Genomic DNA, 26608 nt, shown 5'->3' with positions numbered 1-26608 from the left:
GCCCTGGCAAAATCCAGGGCACCACGTAAGGAATCCCATGAAGACTGACATCCACCCCGAGTACCGCGCCGTCGTGTTCCGCGACCTGGGCTCCGGCGAGACCTTCCTGACCCGTTCGACGGTCTCGAGCGACAAGACGATCGAGCTGGACGGTGAGACCTACCCCGTCATCGACGTCGAGATCTCGTCCGCCTCGCACCCGTTCTACACGGGCAAGCAGCGCATCATGGACTCGGCCGGTCGCGTCGAGAAGTTCAACCAGCGCTTCAAGAACTTCGGCTCCAAGTAAGTCGTTCTTCGATCAAGGCCCCGCTTCGGCGGGGCCTTCGTCGTTCTCGGCGGTGTGCTGTGCCCGCTCACGCGATCACGGCTTGACGATCGGGATCGACGCCGTCTCGGCGGCGACCTTGCGGCGGTGCAGGGCGCGTTGCTCGGGCAGGGAGATGTCGAACACGACGGCGAGCAGACGGATGACGGTGGTCACAGCGATGCCGACGATGGCCGCCGCCACGATCGGGGCTCCGAGCGCCGATGCGCCGGCGAGCACCGCACACCCCACCGCTGCGGCGACGGCGTAGAGGGAGCCGACGTGCATGATGGCGACGGGAAGCCCGAGGATGACGTCGCGCAACATGCTGCCGCCGACCGCCGCGCACGAGCCGATGAAGATCGCCGGGACGATCGGAAGTCCCAGCACGAGGGCCTTGCTGGTTCCGAATGCGCCGAACAAGCCGATGACGACGGCGTCGAGGCCGATGATGACGGCGTTCAGCCGTCGGAAGACGTTCGACAGGAGCATTCCCACGAGGGCTGCCGAGGTAGCGGTGATGAGGTACCAGTTGCTCTGCAGCGTGACCGGCTGGACGCCGAGGAGCAGATCGCGGATGAGGCCGCCGCCCATCCCGATCAGGATCCCGATGATGACCACGCCGAGAGGGTCGAGCCGCTGCTTGCCCACGAACCCCGAGGCGAACAGAGCGCCCTGCACCCCGCCGAGGCCGACAGCGGTCAGATCCGCCCAGAGCGGGATCACGAACTGAGACTGCGTCACGGAACCATTGTCGTCGGTCGGCGCGATAATTGGAGGGTGCCCACCTACCGCGACGAGGTCGTGATCCTCCGCACCCACAAGCTGGGTGAAGCGGATCGCATCGTCACGATGCTCAGCCGTCGGCACGGCAAGCTCCGTGGCGTCGCCAAGGGAGTACGTCGCACGTCGTCGCGCTTCGGGGCGCGCCTCGAGCCGTTCATGGTGGCCGACGTGCAGATGTACAAGGGACGGTCGCTCGACATCGTGCAGCAGGCCGAGTCGCTCGGGTCGTACGGGGCCGACATCGCGACCGACTACGACCGGTACACCTCGGCGTCGGCGATGGTCGAGGCCGCCGACCGTCTGAACGAGGCCGAGACGACGCCGCAGCAGTACCTGCTGCTCGTGGGCGGCCTCCGCGCGCTCGCGCGTGGCGAGCACGACAGTCGCGCTGTGCTCGACTCCTACCTCCTTCGCGCCATGGCGCTCTCGGGGTGGGCGCCCTCGCTCGACGCCTGTGCCCGCTGCGGTCGTACCGGGCCGCACGACGGGTTCGTCGCGCCCCTCGGGGGCTCGGTCTGCGATGCCTGCGCTCCGGCGGGATCGGCCCGCATCGCACCGGAGACCGGCGCCCGGCTCCGCGCCCTCATCGCCGGCGAATGGGAAATCGTTGACGCGGGCAGCCCCGGCACCGCCAACGCGGCATCGGGGCTGATCGCCGCGTATGCCCAGTGGCATCTCGAGCGTGGCATCCGGTCACTCGGACACATCGGCGCGGCGCGCTGACCACGGTGATGGCGGGCAGCTCGAACGCCTAGGCTCGAACCGATGAGTCCCAAGCCGTACACGCACCGCGACGCGGTTCCCTATCGCCCCCTCGACTGGACCGGGGTGTACCCGCCGGCGTTCCCGCGAGGCGGCGTCCCGAACCACGTCGCGATCGTCATGGACGGCAACGGACGATGGGCCAACCGCCGCGGACTCACCCGCATCGAGGGGCACCGCGCGGGCGAAGAGGTGCTGCTCGACGTCGTCGCCGGCGCCGTCCAGGCCGGCGTCAAGCACCTGAGCGTCTACGCGTTCTCGACCGAGAACTGGTCGCGGTCGCCTGATGAGGTGCGCTTCCTCATGGGCTACAACCGTGACGTCCTCCACCGTCGTCGTGATCAGCTCAATGAGTGGGGCGTGCGTGTGCGGTGGTCTGGGCGCAAGCCGCGCCTGTGGGGCTCGGTCATCTCCGAGTTGCAGTACGCCGAGCAGCTCACCCGCGACAACGACGTCCTCACGCTCACGATGTGCGTCAACTACGGCGGCCGGCACGAGATCATCGATGCGATGCGGGCGATGGGGGAGCAGATCGCCGCGGGGCGGATGAAGCCCTCCGCCATCACGGAGAAGGCCCTGCGCCGGCACCTCTATGTGCCCGACATGCCCGACGTCGACCTGTTCATCCGTTCGAGCGGAGAGCAGCGGACCTCGAACTTCCTCCTGTGGGAGGCGGCCTACGCCGAGATGGTGTTCCTCGACACGCTCTGGCCCGACTTCTCTCGTTCCGACCTGTGGGGTGCGATCCAGCTGTATCTCTCGCGCGACCGCCGGTTCGGCGGCGCTGTCGACGCTCCCACCGCGTGATGCGCGAGCGGGAATAGCCCACGCACGCCAGGACGTTGCACCCGGTGTGACGGACGCAATCAAGATCGACGTGTGGAGCGACATCGCCTGCCCGTGGTGCTACATCGGCAAGCGCAACCTCGAGTCGGGCCTCGCGGCCACGGCGGATGACGAGGACGCTCCGCGCGTCGAGGTGACCTTCCACTCGTTCGAGCTCTCGCCCGACACTCCGGTCGATTTCGAGGGCGACGAGCTGGACTTCCTCTCGACGCACAAGGGGATGCCGCGCGAGCAGGTGCAGCAGATGCTCGACAACGTCACCGGCGTCGCGAAGGACGCGGGCCTCGACTACCACTTCGACATCCTTAAGCACACCAACACGGTCAAGGCGCACGAGCTGCTGCACGCCGCGAAGGCGGAGGGCCGTCAGCACGAGATGGCCGAGCGCCTGATGGCGGCGTACTTCACCGAGGGCCGCCACGTCGGACGGATCGACGATCTCGTCGAGCTCGCCGCCGAGGTCGGACTCGACCGCGACGTGATCCGCGCCGCGCTCGAGTCGGGCGAGCACCTGCCGGCCGTTCGCGCCGATCAGGATCAGGCGCGTTCGTACGGCATCAACGGCGTCCCGTTCTTCGTCATCGACGGCAAGTACGGCGTCTCCGGAGCGCAGCCTGCCGAGGCGTTCGCGCAGATCGCCCGTCAGGTGTGGGCCGAGCGGAACGGCGTCGAAACCGCGGGCTGAGCGCGGTCCGCACACGCGCGCAGGGTCAGCGCGGGAGGTTCGCCTCGATGACCGCGACGATCTCCGGCGCGTCGGGCTTCGTCTGGGGGCGGAAGCGGTGCACCTCACCGCTCGGCGTGATGACGAACTTCTCGAAGTTCCACATCACCGGGCCTCGCGCACCTTCCTCGTTGCGGATCTTCTTCAGCGCCTTGTACAGGGGAGCGGCGTGCGAGCCGTTGACCCGGATCTTGTCCATGATGGGGAAGCTCACTCCCCAGGTCATCGCGCAGTAATCGAGGATCTCCTCCATCGAGCCCGGCTCCTGACCCATGAACTGGTTGCAGGGGAATCCGATGACCTGGAGCCCGCGCTCGCCGTAGGTGCGCTGAAGCTGCTCGAGCTGCTCGTACTGGGGCGTCAGGCCGCACTTCGAGGCGACGTTGACGACGAGCAGCACACCGTCGCCGAGCTCGTCCAGCGTGGTGGCGGTGCCGTCGGCTGCGGAGAAGGGAATCGAACGGATGTCGGTGGTCGCTTCGGTCACGTCCCCAGGCTACGCCCGGCCGCCTTCCGGCATCCGTCCTTCTGGGAGAATGATCTGGTGAGTACCGTCGTTTCCGCTTCCCCGCGCCTGCGGATCGGCCCGATCGCCCTGGATGCACCCGTCGTCCTGGCGCCGATGGCCGGGATCACGAACACCGCCTTCCGTCGGCTGTGCCGCGAGTACGGCGCTGGTCTCTACGTCAGCGAGATGATCACGACCCGCGCACTCGTCGAGCGCAACGCCACCACCATGCGCCTGATCACCCATCACGAGTCGGAGAAGCCGCGCTCCATCCAGCTCTACGGCGTCGACCCCGCCACGACCGAGGCCGCGGTGCGGCTCCTTGTCGAGGAGGACCGCGCCGACCACATCGACCTGAACTTCGGATGCCCCGTGCCCAAGGTGACGCGCAAGGGCGGGGGAGCCGCCCTGCCGTGGAAGCTCGACCTGTTCCGCGACATCGTCACGCGCGCCGCGCGCGCGGCCGGCGACGTCCCGCTGACGGTCAAGATGCGCAAAGGCATCGACTCGGACCACCTGACCTACCTCGACGCCGGTCGCATCGCGGAGGACGCCGGGGTCTCGGCGGTCGCGCTCCACGCACGCACCGCGGCGGAGTTCTACTCGGGGCACGCCGACTGGTCGGCCATCGCCGCGCTGAAAGAAGCCGTCACGAGCGTTCCGGTTCTCGGCAACGGTGACATCTGGTCCGCCGACGACGCCGTGCGCATGATGGCGGAGACCGGCTGCGACGGCGTCGTCGTCGGTCGCGGATGCCTCGGGCGACCGTGGCTCTTCGGAGACCTCGCGCGAGCGCTGGGCGAACCCGGCTCAGCTGGGCCCGAGGTCGATGCCACGCTCGGGTTCGTCGCGACCGCCTTCCGCCGGCACGCCGAGCTTCTCGTGGAGTTCTTCGAGGATGAGGGCCGGGGATGCCGCGACATCCGCAAGCACGTCGCGTGGTACTTCAAGGGCTACCCGGTCGGCGGTGACACGCGGGCGCGGCTGGCGACCGCGTCGAGCCTCGCCGAGATCGACGACATCCTCGCGACGCTGGACTGGGCGGCGCCCTACCCCGGCTCGGCTGCGGAGGGGCAGCGTGGTCGCGCGGGAACCCCCAAGCGTCCGGCGCTGCCGGATCGTTGGTTGGATTCCCGCGACGTCGACGCGGCCGAGTCGTCGGCCATCGCCGCAGCGGAGGTCGAGAACAGTGGGGGCTGAGGTCACGAGCGGTGTCGGCGTCTCGGCGGGACGCCCCTCCGGCTACAACGACCACGACGCCGCCCGCTTCCACCGCGAGGAGCACCGCTCGCGCCGCGACAGCTTCGCCCGCGATCGCGCCCGTGTGCTGCATTCCGGCGCCCTGCGCCGTCTCGCCGCCAAGACGCAGGTGCTGAGTCCGGCGAGCCCGGCCGACTTCGCGCGCAACCGCCTGACGCACTCGCTCGAGGTCGCCCAGGTCGGGCGCGAGCTGGCCATCGCTTTGGAGCTCTCGCCCGACGTCGTCGATACCGCCTGTCTCTGCCACGACCTCGGACACCCGCCGTTCGGCCACAACGGTGAGCGGGCCCTCAACGACTGGGCCGAGGACATCGGCGGCTTCGAGGGCAACGCGCAGTCGCTGCGCATCCTCTCGCGTCTCGAGCCGAAGGTCGTCGATGCGTTCGGTCAGACCGCGGGCCTGAACCTCACGCGGGCGAGCCTCGATGCGACGTGCAAGTACCCGTGGACGGTCGAGCACGCCATCCCCGACCCGGGCGGACGGCAGAAGTTCGGCGTCTACCCCGAGGACGAGGCGGTGTTCCAGTGGATGCGTGAGGGCGCCCCGGGTCGCCTGCGTTGCATCGAGGCCGAGGTCATGGATCTCTCCGACGACATCGCGTACTCGGTGCACGACTTCGAGGACGCGGTCCTGAACGGCTACCTCGATCCGGCGCGGCTCGGGGATCCGCGCGAACGCGAGGCGCTGCTCACCGCGATCCAGAGCTGGGTGGGCTACGGCTTCACGAAGGACGAGCTCGGCGATGCGCTGTACCGTCTGACACTGCTTCCCGAGTGGCTCGAGTCGTACGACGGCTCGCGCGCGGCGATGGCACGTCTCAAGAACCTCACTTCCGATCTCATCGGCCGGTTCGCGCGCGCCGCCACGGCGGCGACCCGCGAGCACTACGACATCCCCGTCCTGACCCGCTTCCGCGGTCGGGTCATCGTTCCGCGCGTCATCGAGGTCGAGATGGCGGTGCTCAAGGGAGTCATCGGCGCCTTCGTCGTCTCGATCGAGGGACGCAAGGGGCTCTACAAGGAGCAGCGCCGCGTCCTGCGCCGCCTCGCCGACGCCCTGTGGGAGCGTCCGGAGCACCTCGACGCGCTGCACGCCGAGGACTTCGCCGCGGCGGTGACGGATGCCGCCCGCCGCCGCGTCATCGTCGACCAGGTGGCGACCCTCACCGACCGCTTCGCGATCGAGTGGCACGGCCGCCTGGTGGGCCCGGTCGACCTTCGCGAGCTGGGCCTGTGGTCGTCTGATCCGCGCGCGACGGCGCCGAGCCACTTCGCGCTGCCCGAGCCCATCGAAGGGCTCTGATGGCACGGATCCGGCAGACCGACATCGAAGAGGTCAAGGCGCGCACGAACATCGGCGACATCGTCGGCGAGCGTGTCGCCCTGAAGTCCGCCGGCGTCGGCTCGCTGAAGGGGCTCTGCCCGTTCCATGACGAACGCAGCCCCAGTTTCCACGTCCGGCCGCAGGTGGGGTACTACCACTGCTTCGGATGCGGTGAGTCGGGCGACGTCTACTCGTTCCTGCGGGCGATGGATCACCTCTCGTTCACCGAGGCCGTGGAGCGCCTCGCGGCGCGCATCGGTTACTCACTGCACTACGAGGACGGCGCTGCGGCTCCCGAGACGAGCGGTCGTTCCCGGCTGTACGCCGCCCACACCGCCGCGGCCGAGTTCTATCGGTCGCAGCTGTCCGCCCCGGACGCGCAGGCCGCACGTCAGTTCCTCGGCGAACGAGGCTTCGACGCCGGTGCAGCCGCGCATTTCGGGGTCGGATACGCGCCCCAAGGCTGGTCGGGGCTTCGCGACGCACTGCGGTCGCAGGGATTCACCGACGAGGAGCTGCTCACCGGGGGACTGGTCTCGAAGGGGCAGCGCGGCGTCTACGACCGGTTCCGGGGACGGGTCGTCTGGCCCATCCGCGACGTCGCCGGTCAGACGATCGGTTTCGGCGCTCGCCGCCTGTACGACGACGATCAGGGTCCGAAGTACCTCAACACGCCAGAGACGCCGATCTATAAGAAGGCGCAGGTCCTCTACGGCCTCGACCTCGCGAAGAAGTCGATCTCGCGGGAGCACCGCGTCGTCGTCGTCGAGGGCTACACCGATGTGATGGCGTGCCATCTCGCCGGGGTCACCGGAGCCATCGCGTCGTGCGGCACGGCCTTCGGTACCGATCACATCACGGTGCTGCGTCGCGTCATGGGCGACAGCGAGGGCAGCTCGGGTGAGGTCGTCTTCACGTTCGACCCGGATGCCGCCGGCCAGAAGGCCGCGCTGCGCGCTTTTGGCGACGAGAAGCGCTTCGCGGCGCAGACGTACGTCGCGGTCGCCCCCGAGGGGCTGGACCCGTGCGATCTCCGTCTGAACCGCGGTGACGCGGCCGTGCGCTCGCTCATCGAGGCGAAGGCGCCGATGTTCGAGTTCGTCATGGATCAGCGTCTGTCGACGTTCGACCTCTCCACCGTCGAAGGACGCATCGGCGCTCTGCGAGCAGCGGCACCGATCGTCGCCGACATCCGCGATGCCGCGCTTCGACCGGGCTACACGCGTGTCCTCGCCGGAAAGCTCGGGCTCGACCTTTCGGAGGTGCAGCCCGAGGTCGAGCGGGCCGCGCGCCGCGCGTCGGCGTCCGGGAGCGCAGGGGAGCGCACTCGCGGCGAGGCACCGGGCGCAGGCCGAGCGCAACCCTCCGGCGCGCCCGGCGCGGCCTCCGAACCGCCGCCCGTGTCGGTCCGTGTCACCCTCGCCTCACTGCCGGCCGCCCTCGAGCTCGAGAAGCGCGCGCTCATGGGCGTGCTGCAGTACGGGCACCTGCTCGACAAGCAGGCCGTCGACATTGCGCTGGGTCTGCCCATGCCGCATCCGGCTCTCGAAGCCGTCCGTCAGGCCGTCTCGATGCAGACCGATCTCACCCGGCCCGGATGGACCTCGGCTGCGGTGGACGCGACTCGGGAGCCCTATCGCACGCTCGCGATCGAACTGCTCACGGCGGACTTCCCCGCGGGAACCGAACGCATCGCGCAGACGACGGCGATGGAGTCGCTGCGCAAACTCCGCCAGCGGGCGCTCGAACGCGAGAAGGCCGAGCTGCGAAGCGCGCAGCAGCGCCTGGAACCGGGCTCGCCCGAGTTCCGTTCCATCGGCGTCGCCATCCGCGATCTCGACCTTCGGCTGCGGCAGCTCATGGAGTCGGAGTAGCCGCCGTCGGCGACGAGTAGCGGTCGAGCGATGAAAACGGCAGGATGATGCGCATGTCCCGACGACCCGACGCGGAGATCGCGGTGCGCTGCGACGATCTGTCGATAGCGCGGACGGGCGATTCCGATCGCGTCGTCGAGGGCGTCAGCGTCACGGTCCGGGCGGGAGAAGCCCTCGCCGTGATGGGCGCGACCGGATCCGGCAAGTCGACGCTGCTCTCCGTCCTGGCCGGCAATGCCCCGGCCGATGTCGGGGTCGTCGGCGGTGCTGCGGAGGTGGCCGGCCTCTCGGTGCGGAAGGGTGGCCGTTCGCGCCGCATGCTCACCTATTACGCCGGGCACATGCCACAGGCGGCGGGCGCTTCGCTCCCGGCTCGATTGACCGTGGCCGAAGTCATCGCCGAGCCCATCACCTCGCGTGACCGGCGGGTGAGTCAGCGCGCTCTGTCGCTTCGGGTCGCCTCGCTCCTCGACGAGTTGCACCTTCCGCTGGGGGCGGCCTCGCAGTATCCCTACGAGCTCAGCGCGGGCATGCGCCAGCGCGTCGCGCTCGCGCGCGCTCTCGTGCTCGACCCGAAGGTCTTCATCGGCGATGACCCGTACGCGAACCTCGACATCGAGGTGCGTATCGCGGCTCGAGAGGCCTTGCTCTCGCGTCGCGACGACACGGGGATGGCGATCGTCATCGCGACGAACGACGTCGAGACCGCCGACGAGCTGGATGCCGCGGCTCTCGTCCTGCACGGTGGCCGGCCCGTGGGATACGGGCAGACCGCATCGGATGTGGTCTGGACGCCGGACGGGCGATCGCGAGCGTCCTGACGGCCGCGACCCGCCCGGCGGTCGGCCGATGTCGTGAGCACCCCCGGAGCTTTGCTAATATAGACGGGTTGCCCGGCGCGAGCGGGGCGGCTGATCCTCGGTAGCTCAATTGGCAGAGCAATCGGCTGTTAACCGATAGGTTCTTGGTTCGAGTCCAAGCCGGGGAGCGAGAGACCCGCGTTATCTACCGCGGCTCTCACCGAAGGCCCGGGCTTCCACCCCGGGCCTTTACTCATGTGTCTGAGGTTCGCCTGGCACTCGATGCCCGTTCCTCGGCCTCGAAGCGGCGCGAAGTGCCAACCGGAGACGTGCGATCGCGCGAACGCTCAGCCGAAGACGTGCAGTCCGAGGTCGTCGCTCAGCGCCTCCGCGCCGATGCGACCGCGCACGCTCGTCCCGTGCTCGTCGAGAGGCGGGCTCACGATGGCAGCGCCGAGCTTGCCCGGAGCCGACAACACGATCGCGCCGGAGACACTGGACTTCGCGGGGACGCCGACGGCTCGCATCCAGCGACCCGATCCGTCGTAGACGCCGCACGTGGCCATGACGGCGACGACGTCTCTCGCGATCCGCGCAGACACCGCCCGTTCGCCGGTCACGGGATTCACCCCGCCGAGAGCGAGCGTCGCGCCCATGACGGCCAGGGTCTGCGCGTCCACCAGCACGGCGCACGCACGGGCGTAGACCGCGACAGCGTCATCGGCCGTGACGGCGAGCGTTCCCTCATCGCGCATCAGATGCGCGAGTGCATGATTGCGGTCGCCGAGGAGGTGCTCGCTGTGGGCGACATCGTCGTCCACCTCCAGTCGGCGACCGGCGAATCCCGACAGCCCGGCCACGATGCGGCTCGCCCGCTCGTCGGGATCGTCTCCATCGACCAGTGCGCAGGTCAGGATGGCGCCGGCGTTCACCATCGGGTTCGGGGGTCTTCCCGTGCCGCTCTCGAGCTTGATGGCGTCGAACGCCTCGCCCGTCGGCTCGATGCCGACCCGGTCTAGAGCTGCGCCGTCGGTGTCGGCCAGAGCGAGGGCGAACAGGAACGGCTTGACGGCTGACTGGATGCTGAACGGGACCTCCCCATCCACCGACGATCGGACCGAGCCGTCGGGCAGAGCCAGTGCGATCGCGCACAGGTCGCGGTCGGCGTCGGCGAGCTCCGGAATGCTCGTCGAGCGTTCACCGTCGCGCGCCGGCAGCAACCGTCCACGCAGAGCGTCGAGATCGTATGCACGCGGACCGCTGGCGTCGCTCATGGCGTCAGGCGTCGAGATCGTCGACGCCCGGCATCCAGGCGTTGCCCGGACGGCCCCAGCCGCGCTTCTTCGCGATCTTCTGCGTCGTCTTCCAGTCCGAGTCGTCGAGGCGGTCCACGTAGAGGATGCCGTCGAGGTGATCGAACTCGTGCTGCATGATGCGCGCGCGCCAGCCATCGACGCGGATCTCGACGGGGGAGCCGGCGAGGTCGGTGCCGGTCACGAGCACCTCCTCGGAGCGCCGCAGCGGGAACCGCTCACCGGGGAAGGAGAGGCACCCCTCCGACTCGTCGTCGGGATCGGGTGATCCGGGCTCGAGGGGTCGCATCCAGAGCTCGGGATTGATGATCTCGCCGCGCCAGGGCTCGCCGTCGTCGTCCTGGTACGTGTAGACGTAGATCCGCAGGCCGACGCCGACCTGCGGAGCAGCCAGGCCGACCCCGGGGGCGGCATCCATGGTCTCGTACATGTCGGCGACGAGCTGGCGGATCTCGTCCGTGATCTCGGTGACGGGCTCGGCGGGGGCGTGCAGCACGGGATCGCCCATGATGCGAATCGGAAGAACGGGCACGTTGCGAGCCTAATCGAGCCCGCTTCGCCGTTATGGTCGAAAGGTGATTCCGTTTGTCGCGTCCCTCGATGACGTCACCGACCAGCTGATCGGAGTCTTCCGCGAACCCAGAATCCTCATCGGAATCCCGCTCGCGCTGCTCGGCGCCGTGTTCATGTCCTTCGGAGCGCTCTACCAGCACCGGGGTGTGCAGAAGGTCGAGCGTCTCACCAACTCGTCGGGAAGCGCCGGGCTCAACGGCTCGCAGCTGCTGAGTCTGCTCAAGCGTCCGTCGTGGGTGGCGGGGACGATCATGCTCGGGCTCGCGATCGTGTGTCAGCTCGCAGCGCTGACTTTCGCGCCGCTCATCCTCGTTCAGCCGCTCGGTGCGATCTCTCTCGTGATCACGACCCTCCTGAATGCACGCATCACCGGCGTCAAGCCGACGAAGCGGTCGGTTCGCTCGATCATCCTGTGCGTCGGAGGCATCCTCGCCTTCGTCACGGTGGCCGCGCTCGTCGCGACGGAGGAGCCGATCGATCAGGCGCAGCTCATCACCATCCTCGCTCTGCTCGCGGGCGTGCTGCTGATCTCGGGGGCCGTGTGGATGCTGGTGCGCAAGGGCGCGAAGCCGCTCTTCTACATCGCGGCCTCGGGAATCATCTACGGTTTCGTCGCGACGCTCGCGAAGGTCGTGATCTCGCGCATCCAGAACGGCGACTTCGAGTGGTTGACGCTCCTGTGCCTCGTCGGCCTGATCACCGCGACCGCGGTCGGTGCGTACTTCGTTCAGACCGCTTACTCCGTCGGGCCTCCCGATCTCGTCATCGCCGGGCTCACCGTCATCGACCCGATCGTCGCCGTCATCATCGGCATCGCCATCTTGCGTGAGGCCGCAACGGCGCCGTTGCCGGCATTCGTCGGCTTCGTCGTCGCCGGAGCCATCGCGGTCTATGGCGTGACGTCGCTGGCGCGGAACCATCCGCAGGTCGTGCTCGACAGTCAGCAGCTGCCGATTCCGCGCGGGAGCAAGGGCAAGCGCCTCGACGATTGAGCGGTCGCGTCGGTTCGAGGCGGCTCGCGCTAGGCTCGATACGGCACGGGGCGGTGGCCAAGCTGGTCAAGGCAGCGGGCTCATAACCCGACGATCGTGGGTTCAAGTCCCACCCGCCCTACGCACGAATGGCCGCCCGCGGGCGGCCATTCGCACGCACAGGGGCGTGAAGCGTCAGGGGTGCGTGATCGCGGGATCCTGCGGGAAGTCGGTGTTGTCGTCGCCCGCCTTGAGATCGGTGTCGCCGAGGTCGGAGCCCGCGCGAGCCGCGTCGGCCTTCACCTCATCGCTGGCGGCATCCGTCGGCGCGGCGCTGTCGGCGTGTGCGTCATCGGCGTCGCGGTGGTGGGGAGTGCTGTCGGACATGCGGCATCCTTTCCTCGGGGTGTGAGATCCAGCCTGCCGCTCGGGTGGGTCGCGAGGAAGGCGCTTGACATCGGATGCCGGGAGAAATCGTGACACGGTTGTGATTCTTCAGGTTCGTGCGCGATAATCGACGCCATAACCGAACACATCGCCGACATCCGGGCTCAGGTCGTAGGGGAAGACGTACCTGATGAAACGGAGAAGTCATGGCGATACCACAGGCGCGTGGAGTGATCTTCATCCACTCCGCGCCACGCGCGTTGTGCCCGCACCTCGAGTGGGCGGCGGGGCGCGCGCTCGGACGCGCGGTCAGCTTCGACTGGGAGGACCAGCCGGTGCTCGACGGCAGCCGTCGCGCGGAGTTCTACTGGGAGGGCCCCGCCGGAACCGGAGCAGCACTCGCAACGGCGATACGGGGCTGGGAGCACCTGCGATTCGAGGTGTCGGAGGATCCGACGCCGCGCAGCGACGGGGGCCGGTGGATGCACACCCCGAGCCTCGGCATCCATTACGCCCAGACCGATGCAACGGGCAACGTCGTGATCGGTGAGGACCGCATCCGCTACGCCATGGAGATCGCGGCGGGCGATGTGCGCGAGCTGCAGCGCGAGCTCGACGTCGCGTTGGGCGCAGCCTGGGACGAAGAGCTCGAGCCCTTCCGTCACGCCGGCGACGATGCTGCCGTGGTGTGGCTGCACAAGGTGGGCTGATTCCGAGTCGCACAGACGCAGTCGGCCCGTGCGTTCGTACCGAGCCCCGGTGGAATGATCCCGGGGAACGGGAGCACGTACGGGACGACTGACCCGAAAGAAGAACAGACCCCCGCGGAACGCCGTCCGCGGGGGTCTGTTTCGTGTTCCGAGACCGGTCAGGCCGAACGGAACGCGACGACGGCGTTATGTCCGCCGAAGCCGAACGAGTTGCTGATCGCCAGCAGATCACCGTCGCCGAGGCTCTGGGTCTCGCCCGAGACCCGGAACGGGACGGCGGGGTCCTGCTCGGTGATGTTGATCGTCGGCGGCGCGATCCGTTCGCGTAGAGCCAGGATCGTGAAGATCGCCTCGAGGGCACCGGTACCACCCAGCAGGTGACCCGTGGACGCCTTCGTGGCCGAGACCGGGATCTCGTCGATGCGGTCGCCGAAGACGCTGCGCAGCGCCTGGTACTCGTTGGGGTCGCCGACGGGGGTCGAGGTCGCGTGCGCATTGATGTGCGCGACATCATCGGGGGAGGCATCGGCCTGCTCGAGAGCAGCGCGGACCGCGCGCGAGGCGCCGGCGCCCTCGGGGTCGTTGGCCGTGATGTGGTACGAGTCGGCGGTGACGCCGCCGCCCACCGCGTAGGCGTAGATCTTCGCGCCGCGAGCCTTGGCGTGTTCTTCGGTCTCGAGGATCAGCACACCGGCGCCCTCACCCATGACGAAGCCGTCGCGATCGATGCTCGTCGGGCGCGAGGCCGTCGCCGGGTCGTCATTGCGGCGTGACAGTGCCTGCATCGACGCGAAGGACGCCATCGTGATGGGGTGGATCGCCGACTCGGTGCCACCGGCGATGACGATGTCGGCCAGGCCGTCCTGCAGGTGCTCGATCGCGTTGACGATCGACTCCGTGCTCGAGGCGCAGGCGCTCGCGACCGTCCGGGCGAAGGCGCGCGCCCGGAAGTGCAGCGAGAGGTTACCGGCGGCGGCGTTGGGCATGAGCATCGGAACCGTCATGGGCAGAACGCGTCGCGGTCCCTTCTCGCGCAGCGTGTCCCACGCATCGAGCAGCGTCCACACCCCGCCGATGCCGGTCGCGAAGTCGACACCGAGACGCTCGGGGTCGACCTCGGGGCTGCCGGCATCCGCCCACGCCTCCATCGCGGCGACCATCGCGAACTGCGACGCGGGGTCGAGACGCTTGGAGACAGGGCGCTCCAGCACGGTGTCGGGGCGCACGATGGCCTCGGCGGCGAAGTGAACCGGAATCTGGTACTTCTCGACCCACTCGTGCTCGAGTGTGCGCGTGCCGGAATGGCCGGCGAGCAGGCCTTCCCAGCTTTCGGGTGCGGTGCCGCCCAGGGGCGACGACGCTCCGATTCCGGTGACGACGATACGCGGGGTGCTCATGGATCTCCTCGGTGGAACCCCGGCGGGGGCGTGTGCCCCCGCCGGTGGGGGTTACGCCTGGTTGGACGTGATGTAGGTGACGGCGTCGCCGACGGTCTTGAGGTTCTTGACCTCTTCGTCGGGGATGGTGACGCCGAACTTCTCCTCGGCGTTGACGACGATCGTCATCATCGAGATCGAGTCGATGTCGAGGTCGTCGGTGAAGGACTTCTCGAGGGCGACCTCGTCGGCCGAGATGCCGGTCTCGTCGGTGATGAGCTCGGCGAGTCCTGCGAGGACCTCGTCGTTGCTGAATGCCATGGGGTTTCTCCTTGTTATCTCTGGACCGACCCGGACGCGGGCCGCTGTTCAGTCTAGGTGCGGGGACCCGCCCGATCAGGGAAGGACGACGACCTGCGCGCCGAAGACGAGCCCCGCGCCGAAGCCGATCTGGAGGGCCAGACCGCCGCTCAACTCGGGGTTCTCCTCGAGCAGGCGGTGAGTGGCGAGGGGAATGGATGCCGCCGACGTGTTGCCGGTGGTCTCGATGTCACGACCGATCGCGACGGTCTCGGGCAGCCCGAGCTGCTTGGCGAACTCGTCGATGATGCGCATGTTCGCCTGGTGCGGGATGAAGGCGGCGAGGTCGCCCGCCTGGATGCCGGCCTCCTCGATGGCTCGCCGTGCGACCTTGACCATCTCCCAGACCGCCCAGCGGAACACCGTCGGGCCTTCCTGCCGGAGTGTCGGCCACGGCGCAGTCCCGTCGCGGAACTCCACGAGTGTGTGGTTCATGCCGACGGCGTCGGCCTTCGACCCGTCCGAGCCCCACACCGTCGGACCGATGCCCGGGGTGTCGCTCGGCCCGATGATCGCCGCGCCCGCGCCGTCGCCGAGCAGGAACGAGATCGTGCGGTCGGTGGGGTCGACGATGTCGCTGAGCTTCTCCGCGCCGACGACGGCGACGTAGCGGGCCGCACCCGCGCGAACGAGCGCGTCGGCCTGAGTCACGCCGTAGGAGAACCCTGCGCACGCCGCGTTGACGTCGTACGCCGCCGCCGGGTTCGCCCCGACGCGGTCGGCGACGATCGCCGAGACCGACGGGGTCTGCTTCGGGTTCGAGATCGTCGAGACGATGACGGCGTCGACCTGGTCGGCGGGAACGCCGCTGCGCTCGATCGCCTCGGCCACGGCATCCGCAGCCAGGTCGATGACGGTGGTCTCCTTGTCCGCGCGGACGCGAGTGACGATGCCGGTGCGCTGACGGATCCACTCGTCGCTCGAGTCGATCGGTCCGACGAGGTCGTCGTTGGGTACGGCGTTCTCACCGCGAGCCGCGCCGTACGCGTAGATGCGGGTGTGAGCGGGGCCGGTGGCCTGGCGAATGGCGGCGGTCATGCGGCACCTCCGGAGATGAGAGCGGATGCGGCGACGAGGTCGTCGGGGGTCTTGACGGCGACCGAGGGGACGCCGCGAAGAGCACGCTTCGCGAGGCCCACGAGGGTGCCGGCGGGGGCGAACTCGATGATGCCGGTGACGCCGTGCTCGGCGAACGACGACATGCACAGGTCCCAGCGCACGGGAGACGCGACCTGGGCGACCAGACGGTCGAGAGCGTCACGGCCCTCGGCGACGACGGCGCCGTCGCGGTTCGACCACAGCGTGAGGTCGGGGTCGTTCACCGAGGTGGCGGATGCGGCCGCGGCGAGCGTGTCGACGGCCGGCGCCATGTACCGCGTGTGGAACGCGCCGGCGACCTGGAGGGGAATGACCCGGGTCGCAGCGACGGGCTCGGCGGCGAGGCTCGCGAGAGCGTCGAGTGCGCCGGCCGCGACGATCTGTCCTCCACCGTTGTAGTTGGCCGGGGTGAGGTCGAGCTCCTCCAGACGGGCGACGACGGCATCCTGGTCGCCGCCGAGCACGGCGCTCATGCCGGTCTGCTCGCGGGTCGCGGCATCCGCCATGGCGCGGCCGCGGAGTCCGACCAGACGCATCGCGTCATCGTCGCTCAGCACACCGCCGGCGGCGAGTGCCGCGATCTCGCCGACCGAGTGGCCGGCGACGCCTGCCGGGCGAGCGCCGTCGGCGACGAGCGCGCTGTACGACAGCAGGCTGGCGGCGACGATGAGCGGCTGGGCCACGGCGGTGTCTCGGATGCGATCCGCATCCCACTCGGTACCGGCGGCGACGAGGTCGACCTCGGCGAGCTCGGAGAAGCGCTCGAGGCGTTCACGCGCACCCTCCAGCTCGAGCCACGGGGCGAGGAAGCCGGGGGACTGCGACCCCTGCCCGGGGAACACGGCGATGATCACTGTTACATCCTTCCAAGTTCAGTCGGTCGACCGCTGGCGACGATCGCACAACAATGCGGCGAACCTTTGTGTCGACCGTACAGTCGACGGGTCATGAGGAGCGTCCGACGGAGGCGCGGCCTCGTCAGCTCCGGCGCGACTGCGGCGCGCGTCGTCTCGTGAGGTCATTGCCGATAGAGCCCAGGATGAGCGCAGTCTGCAGGATGAGCGCCTCACGGGGCCCGGTCGCGTCCCAGCCGATGACGTCCGACACGCGCTTCAGCCGGTACCGGACGGTGTTCGGATGCACGAAGAGCTCGCGGGCCGTCGCTTCGAGGGAACGACCGTTGTCGAGGTAGCTCCACAGGGTAGCGACGAGGTCCGCAGAGTGGGCGAGCAGCGGACGATAGATCCGTTCGACCAGAGTTGCCTTGGCGACGGGATCGCCGGCCAGCGCGCGCTCGGGAAGCAGATCGTCGGCCTCGACGGGTCGCGGCGCATGACGCCAGGCACTCGCGACCGCGAAGCCGGCGAGAGCCGCGCGAGCGCTCTGGCTCGCATCGACCAGGGCGGGCACGGTGGGGCCGAGCACCAGGTGACCGGGGCCGAAACCGGGCTCGAGTCTCGCCGCTATCTCGAGGAAGGTCAGCTCGGGCACCGGCTCCGCCCGGCCTGGTAGGTCGGCACGCCCGATCACGATCACCAGGCGAAGGCCCTGAACGCCGACGAGGACGTCGACGCCCATCTTGCGCGCGGCACGGCGCAGCTGGTCGACGTCGAACTGCGGGGGAGCGGTGCCGACGAGGACGGCGACCGCACCGTGCCCGTGCCAGCCGAGCGCGGCGATCCGGCTCGGAAGCTCCTCGTCGGTCTCACCCGTGAGGATGGAATCGACGACGAGCGCCTCGAGGCGGGCATCCCACAACCCGCGCGCCTCGGCGGCGCGCGCGTACACGTCTGCCGCTGCGAAAGCGACGTCACGCGAGTACTTCAGGATCGCCTCGCGGACATCGTCGCCGCGGTGCGCCACCCGTTCCTCGGTGACTTCGACGGTCACCCGCACGAGCTGCAGGGTCTGCGTCAGGCTGACGCTGCGCAACAGCTCGCGCGGAGCCGCGGCGAAGATGTCGGCCGCGATGCGCGGGGTCGAGGTCGGATCCTCGTACCACTGGATGAACGAGGTGATGCCCGCCTGCGCGACCAGTCCTACGGAGGACCGGCGCGCAGGCGGCATCTCGGCGTACCAGGGCAGCGTCTCCTCGAGCCGATTGATCGTGGCTGTGGCCAGATCACCCGAGATCCGGCGGAGCCACGCGAGTGTCTCCGCCTTCGAGCTGTCGTCGGTCACCGAAGGGTCAGCTCTCGCCGCCCGCGTTTCCGCTCGTGCCCGCCGTCACGTCGTGCAGACGGTAGCGCTCGATCGCCTGCGCCGACAGACCGCGGTCCACGACGCCGTCCTCGGCCAGAGCCTGGAGTGTGCGCACCACGATCGACGGCCCGTCGATCTTGAAGAACCGTCGAGCGGCCGGGCGGGTGTCGGAGAAGCCGAAGCCCTCCGCGCCCAGCGTCGCGAAGCGACGCGGCACCCACGGCCGGATCTGGTCCTGCACGGCGTGCATGAAGTCGCTGACCGCGACGACCGGGCCCTCGGAGTCGTTGAGCTTCTGCGTGACGAAGGCCGTGCGGGGCTCGTCGGTCGGGTGCAGGAAATTGTGCTCGTCGACGGCGAGACCGTCACGACGCAGCTCGGTCCAGCTCGTGACCGACCAGACGTCGGCGATCACACCCCAGTCGTCCTTGAGGAGCTTCTGCGCCTCGTAGGCCCACGGCACGCCGACGCCCGACGCGAGCAGCTGCGCGCGCGGCCCGTCGCCCTCGCCGACGCTCACGCGGTGGATGCCGCGGATGATGCCGTCGACGTCGACATCCTCAGGCTCCTTCGGCTGCACCAGCGGCTCGTTGTAGAGCGTGATGTAGTACATGACGTTCGGGTCGGGGTGGTTCCCGCCGTACATGCGCTCGAGACCCGAACGAACGATGTGGGCGATCTCGTACCCGTAGGCCGGGTCGTACGACACAGTGGCGGGGTTGGTCGAAGCGAGCAGGTGCGAGTGGCCGTCAGCGTGCTGCAGGCCCTCGCCGGTCAGGGTCGTGCGGCCGGCCGTCGCGCCCATGATGAACCCGCGGGCCATCTGGTCGCCCGCGGCCCACTGCGCGTCGCCGGTGCGCTGGAATCCGAACATCGAGTAGAAGACGTAGACCGGGATGAGCGGCTCGCCGTGGGTGGCGTACGAGGTTCCGATCGCGGTGAACGCCGCGACGGCGCCGGCCTCGTTGATGCCGACGTGGAGGATCTGACCCTGCGGGCTCTCCTTGTACGCCAGCAGCAGCTCGCGGTCGACCGAGGTGTAGTTCTGCCCGTGCGGGTTGTAGATCTTCGCGGTCGGGAAGTACGCGTCCATGCCGAACGTGCGCGCCTCATCGGGGATGATCGGCACGATGCGGTGGCCGAAGTCCTTCGCACGCAGCAGGTCCTTGAGCAGTCGGACGAACGCCATGGTGGTGGCGATCTCCTGCGTGCCCGAGCCCTTCTTCGGCAGCGCGTACGACTCGTCGCCGGGCAGCGTCAGCGGCGCGTGCTTCGTACGACGCTGCGGCAGGAAACCGCCGAGCTCACGGCGACGCTCGAGCATGTAGCGGATCGTCTCGTCCTCGGCGCCCGGGTGGTAGTACGGCGGGAGGTACGGGTTCTCCTCGAGCTGCGCGTCGGTGATCGGGATGCGCATCGAGTCGCGGAAGTGCTTGAGGTTCTCGAGCGTCATCTTCTTCATCTGGTGGGTCGCGTTGCGACCCTCGAAGTGGTGACCGAGACCATAGCCCTTGATCGTCTTCGCGAGGATGACGGTCGGCTGGCCCTTGTGCTCCATCGCCTGCTTGTAGGCGGCGTAGACCTTCTGGTAGTCGAGACCGCCGCGGCGGAGCTTGCCCCAGATGTCGTCGTCCGACCAGTCCTTCACGAGCGCCGCCGTGCGCTCGTCGCGCCCGAAGAAGTGCTCGCGGATGAACGCGCCGTCCTCGGCGCGGTAGGTCTGGAAGTCGCCGTCGGGGGTGGTGTTCATCAGGCGGACGAGGGCGCCCTCGTCATCCTGCGACAGCAGCTCGTCCCAGCCGCGTCCCCAGACGACCTTGATGACGTTCCAGCCCGCGCCGCGGAAGTACGCCTCGAGCTCCTGGACGATCTTGCCGTTTCCACGGACCGGGCCGTCGAGACGCTGGAGGTTGCAGTTGATGACGAACGTGAGGTTGTCGAGTCCCTCGTTGGCTGCGACCTGCAGCTGACCGCGGCTCTCGACCTCGTCCATCTCGCCGTCGCCGAGGAAGGCCCAGACGTGCGAGTCGGACAGGTCCTTGATGCCGCGGTTGGTGAGGTACTTGTTGTTCATCGCCTGGTAGATGGCGTTGATCGGACCGAGACCCATCGAGACCGTCGGGAACTGCCAGTAGTCCGGCATCAGACGGGGGTGCGGGTACGACGGGATGCCGTCGGGCGCCTTCGAAGCCTCCTGGCGGAAGCCGTCGAGCTGGCTCTCGCTGAGGCGTCCCTCGAGGTACGAGCGGGCGTAGATGCCGGGTGAGGCGTGGCCCTGGATGAAGATCTGGTCGCCGCCGGACGGGTGGTCGGGACCGCGGAAGAAGTGGTTGAAGCCGACTTCGTAGAGCGAGGCCGACGACGCGTAGGTGGAGATGTGTCCGCCCACACCGATGCCGGGACGCTGGGCGCGGTGCACGGTGACCGCGGCGTTCCAGCGGATCCAGCGACGGTAGCGACGCTCGAGCTCTTCATCACCGGGGAACTCCGGCTCGTTCTCGGGCGCGATGGTGTTGATGTAGTCCGTCACCGGCACCTGCGGGACGTTGAGCTGCAGCTCGTGCGAGGCCTGGAGCAGGCTCAGCATGATCTCGCGACCGCGACCCGAGCCCTTCGCATCGACCAGCTGGCGCAGCGACTCCTGCCATTCACCGGTCTCTTCCGGGTCGCTGTCCAGGGCGTCCTGGGAGTAGGGGTCTTGATCGTTGACAGTCACGGGCGACCTTTCTCGTATGGCAGATCGTGCCAGGTAATCACCACGGGCAGGGCGCGGGCATTGTCGGGCGCGCACAAGCACCGCACGACAGCCTACTCACGCTCGGAGGGGTCGGCGCTCTCGTACACTGAGAGCAGGGGCCTATAGCTCAGTTGGTTAGAGCACCTCGTTTACACCGAGGGAGTCGGGAGTTCGAGTCTCTCTGGGCCCACATGAAAGCCACCCCCGCAGATCAGCTGCTGCTGCTGGACATCGCCCGCCTCGACGCGCAGGCGCGCGGAGCGGAGGCCGCGAAGCGCAATCCGGCTCAGGCGGCGCGTGTCAACGAGCTGCTCGCACGCCGTCAGGAGCTCTCCGTCGAGCTGACCGGCCTGCTCGGCAATCGCGACGACATCGAGGCCGAGCTCAAGCGCATCGCATCGGACGTCGCTGTCGTCGACGCTCGAGCGGCTCGCGATGCCGATCGACTCGCGGCGACCTCGAACCCGAAGGACGCCCAGGGCCTCGAGCACGAGATCGCTTCGCTCGCCCGCCGTAAGAGCGAGCTGGAGGACGCGCAGCTCGAAGCCATGGAGCGCCTCGAGGCCGCGGAAACCGCGGTCTCCGCACAGCAGGCCCTGATCGCCGAGGTCAATGCCGAAGGCGGGCGGTTGAGCGCCGAGGGCAAGGCCGCCGTCGCGGACGCCCAGGCTCGTCTCGACGCGGCCACCCGTGACCGCGCGGCGGTCGCGGCCAAGGTGCCCGCGGATCTCCTGGCACGCTACGAGTCGCTCGCCGAGCGGACGCCGGGCGCCGGCCTCCTGCAGCGCCGCACGTGCGGCGGGTGCCACATGGAGCTCTCCGGAACCGACCTCAAGGCGATCGGGCAGGCTGCCGCCGACGAGGTCGTGACGTGCCCCGAGTGCGGCTGCATCCTCGTCCGCACCGACGAATCCGGTCTGTGACCCGTCGATGACCACACCGCGCGCCCGGTGGCGCGCGGTGGGACGCCGCAATGACGGAGACGTCGACATCGCGGTGGTGGATGCCGCCGGCGCGGTGATCGAGCGCGGCCGTGTCGCCGCCGGCGAGCTGGCGGGTGAGATCGCAGCCGACCCCGATGCGCGGTGGATCTGGTCCGACACCACGGCCTGGTACCACGACATCCTGGCCGCCGGCGTCCGGGTGGCGCGGTGTCACGACCTGCGCCTGTGCCATGCGATCCTCCGTGATAGCTCGCTCGTCACGGAACCGGCACAGCTGCGGGCCGCGACCTCCTGGGACGCCGCGCCCGAAGACCCGGTGTCTGACCGCGACGTCCTCTTCTCGCTCGAGCCGGCTGCCGACGCCCTTCCGCATGACCTCGACGCGACGCTGGCGGAGTTCGCGCGTCAGGCCCGGGCGATCGAGAGCGCGACCGACCCCGGTCGTCTGCGGCTGCTGACGGCCGCGGAGTCCGCCGGAGCGCTCGTCGCGGTCGAACTGCATGGCGCCGGTGTCCCGTGGAGTCGCGAGGTGCACGACGCGATCCTCGCGGACGCGCTGGGCCCCCGTCCGCGACCGGGTGAGCTTCCGAGCCTCGTGCGCGACTTGGCCGACCGGGTGCGGAAGGCGCTCGGCGACCCGACCGCGAGCCTCGACTCGCAGCCGCGCCTGCTGCGCTCGCTGCACCGGGTGGGTGTGCTCGTCGAGTCGACGAGCAAGTGGGAGCTCCGACGTCACGAGCACCCGGTCATCGAGCCGCTTCTGGCCTACAAGCGCGCGATGCGGCTGTTGAGCGCCAATGGCTGGGCGTGGATGGACGAATGGATCCCGACCGACCGGTTCCGTCCGGTCTACGTGCCGGGAGGGGTCGTCACGGGCCGCTGGGCGTCGTCCGGCGGGGGAGCGCTGCAGCTGCCGCGGATGCTGCGCCCCGCGGTGCGAGCCGACCCCGGATGGCAGCTGGTGGTCGCGGACGTCGCTCAGCTCGAGCCGCGCATCCTCGCGGCGATGTCCGGCGACCTCGCCCTCGCCGATGCCGCGCGGGGGCGCGACCTCTACGAGGGCATCGTCGCCCGCGGCACCGTGCCCTCGCGTCAGGAGGCGAAGATGGCGCTGCTCGGCGCGATGTACGGCGCGACGACCGGAGACAGCGGGCGGCTGGTGCCGTCGTTGCGCCGCGCGTACCCGCGCGCGATGGCCCTCGTCGATGACGCGGCGCGCGTGGGAGAGGAGGGCGGCTCGGTGCGCACGCTGCTCGGTCGCACCAGCCCGGCGCCGTCCGCGGCGTGGCGCGAGCTCCAAGCGGATGCCGCCGAGCCCGAGGCATCCGATGCCATCAAGACGCTCGCGCGATCACGGGCGCGCGAGCGCGGCCGCTTCACCCGAAACTTCGTCGTTCAGGGGACGGCGGCCGAATGGGCGCTCGCCTGGCTCGCCGACCTCCGGCAGCGCCTCGCGGCTTTTCCGAGCGTCGGAGACCACCCCGTCACGGGGCGCGCGCACCTCGCGTTCTTCCTCCACGACGAGATCATCGTGCACACCCCGGTCGAGCACGCCGAGTCCGCCGCGGCAGCCGTCCGCGAGGCCGCAGACGCGGCAGGACGACTGCTCTTCGGCTCGTTCCCCCTCGACTTTCTGCTGGACGTGCGCATCGCGGCATCCGCCGACAAGAGCTGACGACGGGCGTGGGTGGGCCCGCCGGTAGACTCGACGGGCGAATGGGTCGGCTGGACGGTCGCGTGGCGGGCAACCGCACCGAGGAACGTCCGGGCTCCACAGGACAGGACGGTGGGTAACGCCCACCCGGAGTGATCCGCGAGACAGTGCCACAGAAAGCAGACCGCCGGCGTCCGCGCCGGTAAGGGTGAAAGGGTGGTGTAAGAGACCACCGGGGTCGTGGTGACACGACTCGCACGGTAAACCTCGTCCGGAGCAAGGTCAGACAGGGGATGTTGACGCGGTCCGCCGAGTCCCCGGGTAGACCGCTGGAGCGGCACGGCAACGTGTCGCCGAGAGAGATGGCCGTCCACGGGGCTCACGCCCCCGGACAGAACCCGGCGTACAGGCCGGCCCATTCGCCTAACCGCCTCGACCCGCGCCCGCGTTAGACGCACTTCCCCGCATCAGGCGCGAGTACGGATGCCGCGAGGCAGCGCCATGCTTCCTGAGTGCGTCCTATCCTCGCTATCGAGAAGCGCGAACCTGGGACCTGAATCTCAGTGTGGGTGGAATCATCGATGCTAGGCAGCGCGATTTAGCGGCTATGCTAAATGAGCGCAATACCTGAGCTTGGGGGGAGCCTTAAGGTGCAGTACGTCATCATATTTTTCGCGATCGTCTTGATCATCTCTTTGCTAGTGAACTTCTGGTACCTCGCGATTCCCGCGGCGATCATCGCGGTGATTGCTTGGAAAACGCCGAGCATTGTTCGCGAGATGCGCAAGCGTAGGTACTTCGCCAGTGAGGATTTCGCTGCGCATAAGGCGGAGATAGCGGCGCTCACTTATGAACACAACGAGGTCACCCAGTACGTCGCCGAGATTCGGGATCGCGGGTCCTTTGAGGTCGGCGCCACGGGAACGGGGCGGCACGCGCACCTCGCCACGTTTGAGAACACCAGCGCCCACAACTATCGACGGGACCGCAATGTCGCGGAGTACGCGGCGAGTAACGTGCACAACTGCTCGCTGCAGTTGGTCAGAAACGCCGCGAGCAACCCGATCAAGTACGTAACTAAGTACTTTGACATTAAAGCAGACGAGGACACGCTCGCCGACGTCGAGACGCTGGGGGAGAGTATCGCGAGCCTCGAAGCGGCAGTAGCAAACCTTCGGGCCCGCGAGTCGCAGATCGTGGGCGTAGTTAGCCCGCCTCCGTTCATCATGAGGTACTTCGCGGACGAGTTCATGTCGCAGGTCGGCGTCAAGTTGTCGCCTGTGTCCGTTCCCTACCCGGAGTACCGATTCGAGTATGTGAGCGCTGGCGGCAACAGCTCCCAGCGCACCACGGTGAAGTTGGACACTCCGGCGATCGACGCGATGGTCGAGTTCCTCGCTCAGTCGATCAGGTTCCGGAAGTCTGCCGCGGGGCAGCGGGCGCTGATGACTGCCAGGCTCCGCGCCTACATCAAGGATCGCGACGGATGGGCATGCAAGAGCTGTGGCGCGTCCGTTCGGGTCGAACCGAATCTCCTCCTGGAAGTCGACCACATCGTCCCTGTGTCGCGCGGCGGGATGACGGTTGAGGAGAACCTGCAGACGCTCTGTTGGCGTTGCAACCGTTCTAAGTCAAACAAGCTCATCGCCTCCTGATCTCGCACCCCCGCGGTCACGGCTGAGCGCGTAGGTCTCTTCCGCTCGGCGTATCGTCGCTCGGTGGTGTCGCATCGTCCGATTTCTGCTCCCGGGGACGCGCACAGCGTGACGAACGCTCAGCTACAGCGTGGGCGCAGGGTCGTTATGCCCGGCCACAGAGCCCGGCGTACAGGCCGGCCCATTCGCCTAACCCCGCTTCACGTCAGGCGCACTTCCGCGCATCAGGCGCGGCTTGAAGCGCGCGGGATGCGCGGAAGTGCGCCCGAAGCCGCAGCTGCCGGCGAGACCTCGCCGTGCGGGGTCAGTGGGCGGTCGTGCCGGCGAGGTCTTCCGTCGTCTCGTCGAGGACACCGGGGCGTTCGCCCGCGAGTGCGAGGGCCGCTGCGCCGATGATGCCGGCGTTGTTGCGGTGGACGGCGGGCACGATCGGCGTCTTCAAGTCGAGCAGCGGCAGGAACTTGTCGGCATGCTTGGACACTCCACCGCCCACGACGAAGAGATCGGGGGAGAAGAGGAACTCGATGTGGCTGTAGTACCACTGCAGGCGCTCGGCCCACTCGGGCCAGTCGAGCTCGTCGCGCTCCATCGCCGAGTACGCGGCCCAGGCCTCGGCATCCTTGCCGTGTTTCGCCCGGTGCACGTGCCCGAGCTCGGAGTTCGGGATGAGCACGCCGTTGTAGATCATGGCCGAGCCGATGCCGGTGCCGAGCGTCGTCAGGATGACGAGCCCATCCTGGTCGCGCGCGGCGCCGTAACGCAGCTCGGCGACGCCGGCGACATCCGCGTCATTGGCGAAGTGGATCTGACGGCCGAGGCCCTTCTCGAAGAAGCTCTCGGCTTCGAAATCGATCCAGGTGTCTGCGACGTTGGCCGCCGAGAGGGTGCGGCCGTTCTTCACGATCGCGGGGAAGGCCACGCCGAGCGGCACGTCGCCCGCGTCGGTCACCTCCAGTCGGTCGAGCACGACCTTGACGGCATCGAGGACGTCTTCGGGCTCTGCCCCGTGGGGCGTGGCGACCTTGATCCGATCGGTCAGGAGCTCGCCCGTCGACAGGTCGACGACGGCTCCCTTGATGCCGGTTCCGCCGATGTCCACTCCGACGGCCCGCGTCGCACTCGCACTCATACGGCTCAGCCTATCGAGCGCGAGCCGGTCGGATTAGGCTCGGGCTGAGCGCCACCGCAGGCGCAGTCTGGAGCGACCATGCCCGAGAGCCACGACGAGTACTGGTACAACCTCACGACGCACGAGGTGGAGCACGGCAAGCAGTCGCCGGGCGCCGATCGTGCCGGCCCTTTCGCCTCCGCCGAGGAAGCAGCGCGGGCTCCGCAGATCATGGCGCAACGTGCGCAGGCATGGCGCGAGGATGAGGCTCGGGAGGACGACTGGGGCACGCCGCCGTCGGAGGGCGCTCGCCGCCAGTAGTCTGGGAT

Annotated in this window: 26 protein-coding genes, 3 tRNA genes and 1 other RNA gene; 18 read left to right on the top strand and 12 right to left on the bottom strand. The window is 68.8% G+C overall.

The window, feature by feature from the left end; all coding sequences use genetic code 11:
- Nucleotides 1–37: 37 nt before the first annotated feature.
- A complete protein-coding gene (locus ACLBWJ_RS03320; RefSeq protein WP_018186539.1) occupies nt 38–289 on the top strand; it encodes a type B 50S ribosomal protein L31 in 252 nt (83 codons plus the stop codon).
- Nucleotides 290–364: 75 nt separating this feature from the next.
- On the opposite strand, the gene ACLBWJ_RS03315 is transcribed toward ACLBWJ_RS03320, so the two are convergent.
- Nucleotides 365–1051 carry a trimeric intracellular cation channel family protein gene (locus ACLBWJ_RS03315; RefSeq protein ID WP_112614082.1) on the bottom strand — a complete coding sequence of 229 codons (687 nt, stop codon included), beginning with the start codon at nt 1049–1051 and terminating at the stop codon, nt 365–367.
- A gap of 36 nt (nt 1052–1087) precedes the next feature.
- On the opposite strand from ACLBWJ_RS03315, the gene recO reads away from it, so the two are divergent.
- The 3 genes from recO to ACLBWJ_RS03300 are packed head-to-tail and all read left to right on the top strand — an operon-like array spanning nt 1088 to nt 3386.
- Nucleotides 1088–1816: a DNA repair protein RecO gene (recO, locus tag ACLBWJ_RS03310; protein ID WP_323987529.1), complete on the top strand. Its 729-nt coding sequence runs from the start codon at nt 1088–1090 to the stop codon at nt 1814–1816.
- Nucleotides 1817–1858: 42 nt separating this feature from the next.
- Nucleotides 1859–2662: an isoprenyl transferase gene (locus tag ACLBWJ_RS03305; protein WP_323987530.1), complete on the top strand. Its 804-nt coding sequence runs from the start codon at nt 1859–1861 to the stop codon at nt 2660–2662.
- A 46-nt stretch (nt 2663–2708) separates the two neighbouring features.
- Entirely contained in the window at nt 2709–3386 is a 678-nt protein-coding gene (locus ACLBWJ_RS03300) for a DsbA family oxidoreductase (protein WP_112614088.1), read from the top strand.
- 25 nt (nt 3387–3411) lie between these two features.
- On the opposite strand, the gene ACLBWJ_RS03295 is transcribed toward ACLBWJ_RS03300, so the two are convergent.
- Nucleotides 3412–3912, bottom strand: coding sequence for a glutathione peroxidase (locus ACLBWJ_RS03295; protein ID WP_323987531.1), 501 nt, complete (start codon nt 3910–3912; stop codon nt 3412–3414).
- 57 nt (nt 3913–3969) lie between these two features.
- On the opposite strand from ACLBWJ_RS03295, the gene dusB reads away from it, so the two are divergent.
- From dusB to ACLBWJ_RS03270, 5 genes are all read left to right on the top strand, one after another.
- Complete coding sequence (gene dusB, locus ACLBWJ_RS03290; RefSeq protein ID WP_274177670.1) at nt 3970–5133, top strand: tRNA dihydrouridine synthase DusB; 1164 nt, start codon at nt 3970–3972, stop codon at nt 5131–5133.
- Entirely contained in the window at nt 5123–6496 is a 1374-nt protein-coding gene (locus ACLBWJ_RS03285; RefSeq protein ID WP_404568077.1) for a deoxyguanosinetriphosphate triphosphohydrolase, read from the top strand. The genes dusB and ACLBWJ_RS03285 overlap by 11 nt, the downstream gene beginning before the upstream one ends.
- A complete protein-coding gene (gene dnaG, locus ACLBWJ_RS03280; protein WP_447659728.1) occupies nt 6496–8391 on the top strand; it encodes a DNA primase in 1896 nt (631 codons plus the stop codon). Before ACLBWJ_RS03285 ends, dnaG begins: the two co-directional genes overlap by 1 nt.
- Before the next feature lie 53 nt (nt 8392–8444).
- Nucleotides 8445–9212: an ATP-binding cassette domain-containing protein gene (locus tag ACLBWJ_RS03275; protein ID WP_112615079.1), complete on the top strand. Its 768-nt coding sequence runs from the start codon at nt 8445–8447 to the stop codon at nt 9210–9212.
- A gap of 94 nt (nt 9213–9306) precedes the next feature.
- Nucleotides 9307–9379: transfer RNA gene (locus ACLBWJ_RS03270), tRNA-Asn, on the top strand.
- A gap of 159 nt (nt 9380–9538) precedes the next feature.
- Here ACLBWJ_RS03270 and glsA read toward each other — a convergent pair.
- On the bottom strand, nt 9539–10465 hold the full coding sequence (gene glsA / locus ACLBWJ_RS03265) for a glutaminase A (protein WP_274177672.1): 927 nt from the start codon (nt 10463–10465) through the stop codon (nt 9539–9541).
- A 4-nt stretch (nt 10466–10469) separates the two neighbouring features.
- A complete protein-coding gene (def, locus tag ACLBWJ_RS03260) occupies nt 10470–11036 on the bottom strand; it encodes a peptide deformylase (RefSeq protein WP_112614100.1) in 567 nt (188 codons plus the stop codon).
- A gap of 43 nt (nt 11037–11079) precedes the next feature.
- Here def and ACLBWJ_RS03255 point away from each other — a divergent pair, with 43 nt between their 5' ends.
- Both ACLBWJ_RS03255 and ACLBWJ_RS03250 read left to right on the top strand, forming a co-directional pair.
- Complete coding sequence (locus ACLBWJ_RS03255) at nt 11080–12069, top strand: DMT family transporter (protein WP_112614102.1); 990 nt, start codon at nt 11080–11082, stop codon at nt 12067–12069.
- Nucleotides 12070–12116: 47 nt separating this feature from the next.
- A tRNA-Ile gene (locus tag ACLBWJ_RS03250) sits at nt 12117–12190 on the top strand.
- Nucleotides 12191–12243: 53 nt separating this feature from the next.
- Here the strand turns inward: ACLBWJ_RS03250 and ACLBWJ_RS03245 are convergent.
- Entirely contained in the window at nt 12244–12435 is a 192-nt protein-coding gene (locus ACLBWJ_RS03245; protein ID WP_269266554.1) for a hypothetical protein, read from the bottom strand.
- Between the two features lie 206 nt (nt 12436–12641).
- Between ACLBWJ_RS03245 and ACLBWJ_RS03240 the strand changes: the two genes are divergently transcribed.
- Nucleotides 12642–13145 carry a DUF3145 domain-containing protein gene (locus ACLBWJ_RS03240; protein ID WP_274177673.1) on the top strand — a complete coding sequence of 168 codons (504 nt, stop codon included), beginning with the start codon at nt 12642–12644 and terminating at the stop codon, nt 13143–13145.
- Nucleotides 13146–13303: 158 nt separating this feature from the next.
- Here the strand turns inward: ACLBWJ_RS03240 and ACLBWJ_RS03235 are convergent, their stop codons facing one another.
- The 6 genes from ACLBWJ_RS03235 to aceE all read right to left on the bottom strand — a co-directional run bounded on the left by ACLBWJ_RS03235 (nt 13304) and on the right by aceE (nt 20897).
- Complete coding sequence (locus ACLBWJ_RS03235; RefSeq protein ID WP_114587862.1) at nt 13304–14542, bottom strand: beta-ketoacyl-[acyl-carrier-protein] synthase family protein; 1239 nt, start codon at nt 14540–14542, stop codon at nt 13304–13306.
- Nucleotides 14543–14593: 51 nt separating this feature from the next.
- On the bottom strand, nt 14594–14842 hold the full coding sequence (locus ACLBWJ_RS03230; RefSeq protein ID WP_023951379.1) for an acyl carrier protein: 249 nt from the start codon (nt 14840–14842) through the stop codon (nt 14594–14596).
- Nucleotides 14843–14917: 75 nt separating this feature from the next.
- Nucleotides 14918–15919 (bottom strand): beta-ketoacyl-ACP synthase III, encoded by a 1002-nt coding sequence (locus tag ACLBWJ_RS03225; protein ID WP_274177674.1) that lies wholly within the window; start codon nt 15917–15919, stop codon nt 14918–14920.
- A complete protein-coding gene (locus ACLBWJ_RS03220) occupies nt 15916–16833 on the bottom strand; it encodes an ACP S-malonyltransferase (protein ID WP_274177675.1) in 918 nt (305 codons plus the stop codon). The genes ACLBWJ_RS03225 and ACLBWJ_RS03220 overlap by 4 nt, the downstream gene beginning before the upstream one ends.
- Nucleotides 16834–16957: 124 nt before the next feature.
- Nucleotides 16958–18160: a PucR family transcriptional regulator gene (locus ACLBWJ_RS03215; RefSeq protein ID WP_112614114.1), complete on the bottom strand. Its 1203-nt coding sequence runs from the start codon at nt 18158–18160 to the stop codon at nt 16958–16960.
- Between the two features lie 7 nt (nt 18161–18167).
- Nucleotides 18168–20897 (bottom strand): pyruvate dehydrogenase (acetyl-transferring), homodimeric type, encoded by a 2730-nt coding sequence (gene aceE / locus ACLBWJ_RS03210; RefSeq protein ID WP_114587859.1) that lies wholly within the window; start codon nt 20895–20897, stop codon nt 18168–18170.
- A gap of 137 nt (nt 20898–21034) precedes the next feature.
- Here aceE and ACLBWJ_RS03205 point away from each other — a divergent pair.
- The 5 genes from ACLBWJ_RS03205 to ACLBWJ_RS03185 all read left to right on the top strand — a co-directional run bounded on the left by ACLBWJ_RS03205 (nt 21035) and on the right by ACLBWJ_RS03185 (nt 25171).
- Nucleotides 21035–21108 (top strand) — tRNA-Val (locus tag ACLBWJ_RS03205).
- 1 nt (nt 21109) lies between these two features.
- The gene (locus tag ACLBWJ_RS03200) at nt 21110–21841 is read left to right on the top strand and encodes a zinc ribbon domain-containing protein (protein ID WP_112614118.1); all 732 of its coding nucleotides are present in this window, start codon (nt 21110–21112) and stop codon (nt 21839–21841) included.
- 7 nt (nt 21842–21848) lie between these two features.
- Entirely contained in the window at nt 21849–23537 is a 1689-nt protein-coding gene (locus tag ACLBWJ_RS03195; RefSeq protein ID WP_274177676.1) for a bifunctional 3'-5' exonuclease/DNA polymerase, read from the top strand.
- Nucleotides 23538–23579: 42 nt separating this feature from the next.
- Nucleotides 23580–23938: RNase P RNA component class A (gene rnpB / locus ACLBWJ_RS03190), an RNA gene on the top strand.
- Between the two features lie 192 nt (nt 23939–24130).
- The gene (locus tag ACLBWJ_RS03185; protein WP_274177677.1) at nt 24131–25171 is read left to right on the top strand and encodes an HNH endonuclease; all 1041 of its coding nucleotides are present in this window, start codon (nt 24131–24133) and stop codon (nt 25169–25171) included.
- Nucleotides 25172–25475: 304 nt separating this feature from the next.
- Here the strand turns inward: ACLBWJ_RS03185 and ppgK are convergent, their stop codons facing one another.
- Complete coding sequence (gene ppgK / locus ACLBWJ_RS03180) at nt 25476–26300, bottom strand: polyphosphate--glucose phosphotransferase (RefSeq protein WP_114587857.1); 825 nt, start codon at nt 26298–26300, stop codon at nt 25476–25478.
- A gap of 78 nt (nt 26301–26378) precedes the next feature.
- Between ppgK and ACLBWJ_RS03175 the strand changes: the two genes are divergently transcribed.
- Complete coding sequence (locus tag ACLBWJ_RS03175; RefSeq protein ID WP_114587856.1) at nt 26379–26600, top strand: SPOR domain-containing protein; 222 nt, start codon at nt 26379–26381, stop codon at nt 26598–26600.
- Nucleotides 26601–26608: the final 8 nt, after the last annotated feature.

Source organism: Microbacterium sp. M4A5_1d, from assembly GCF_053345465.1.
Note: the sequence above shows the minus strand (reverse complement) of the source record. Positions and strands in the feature narration are given on the sequence as shown.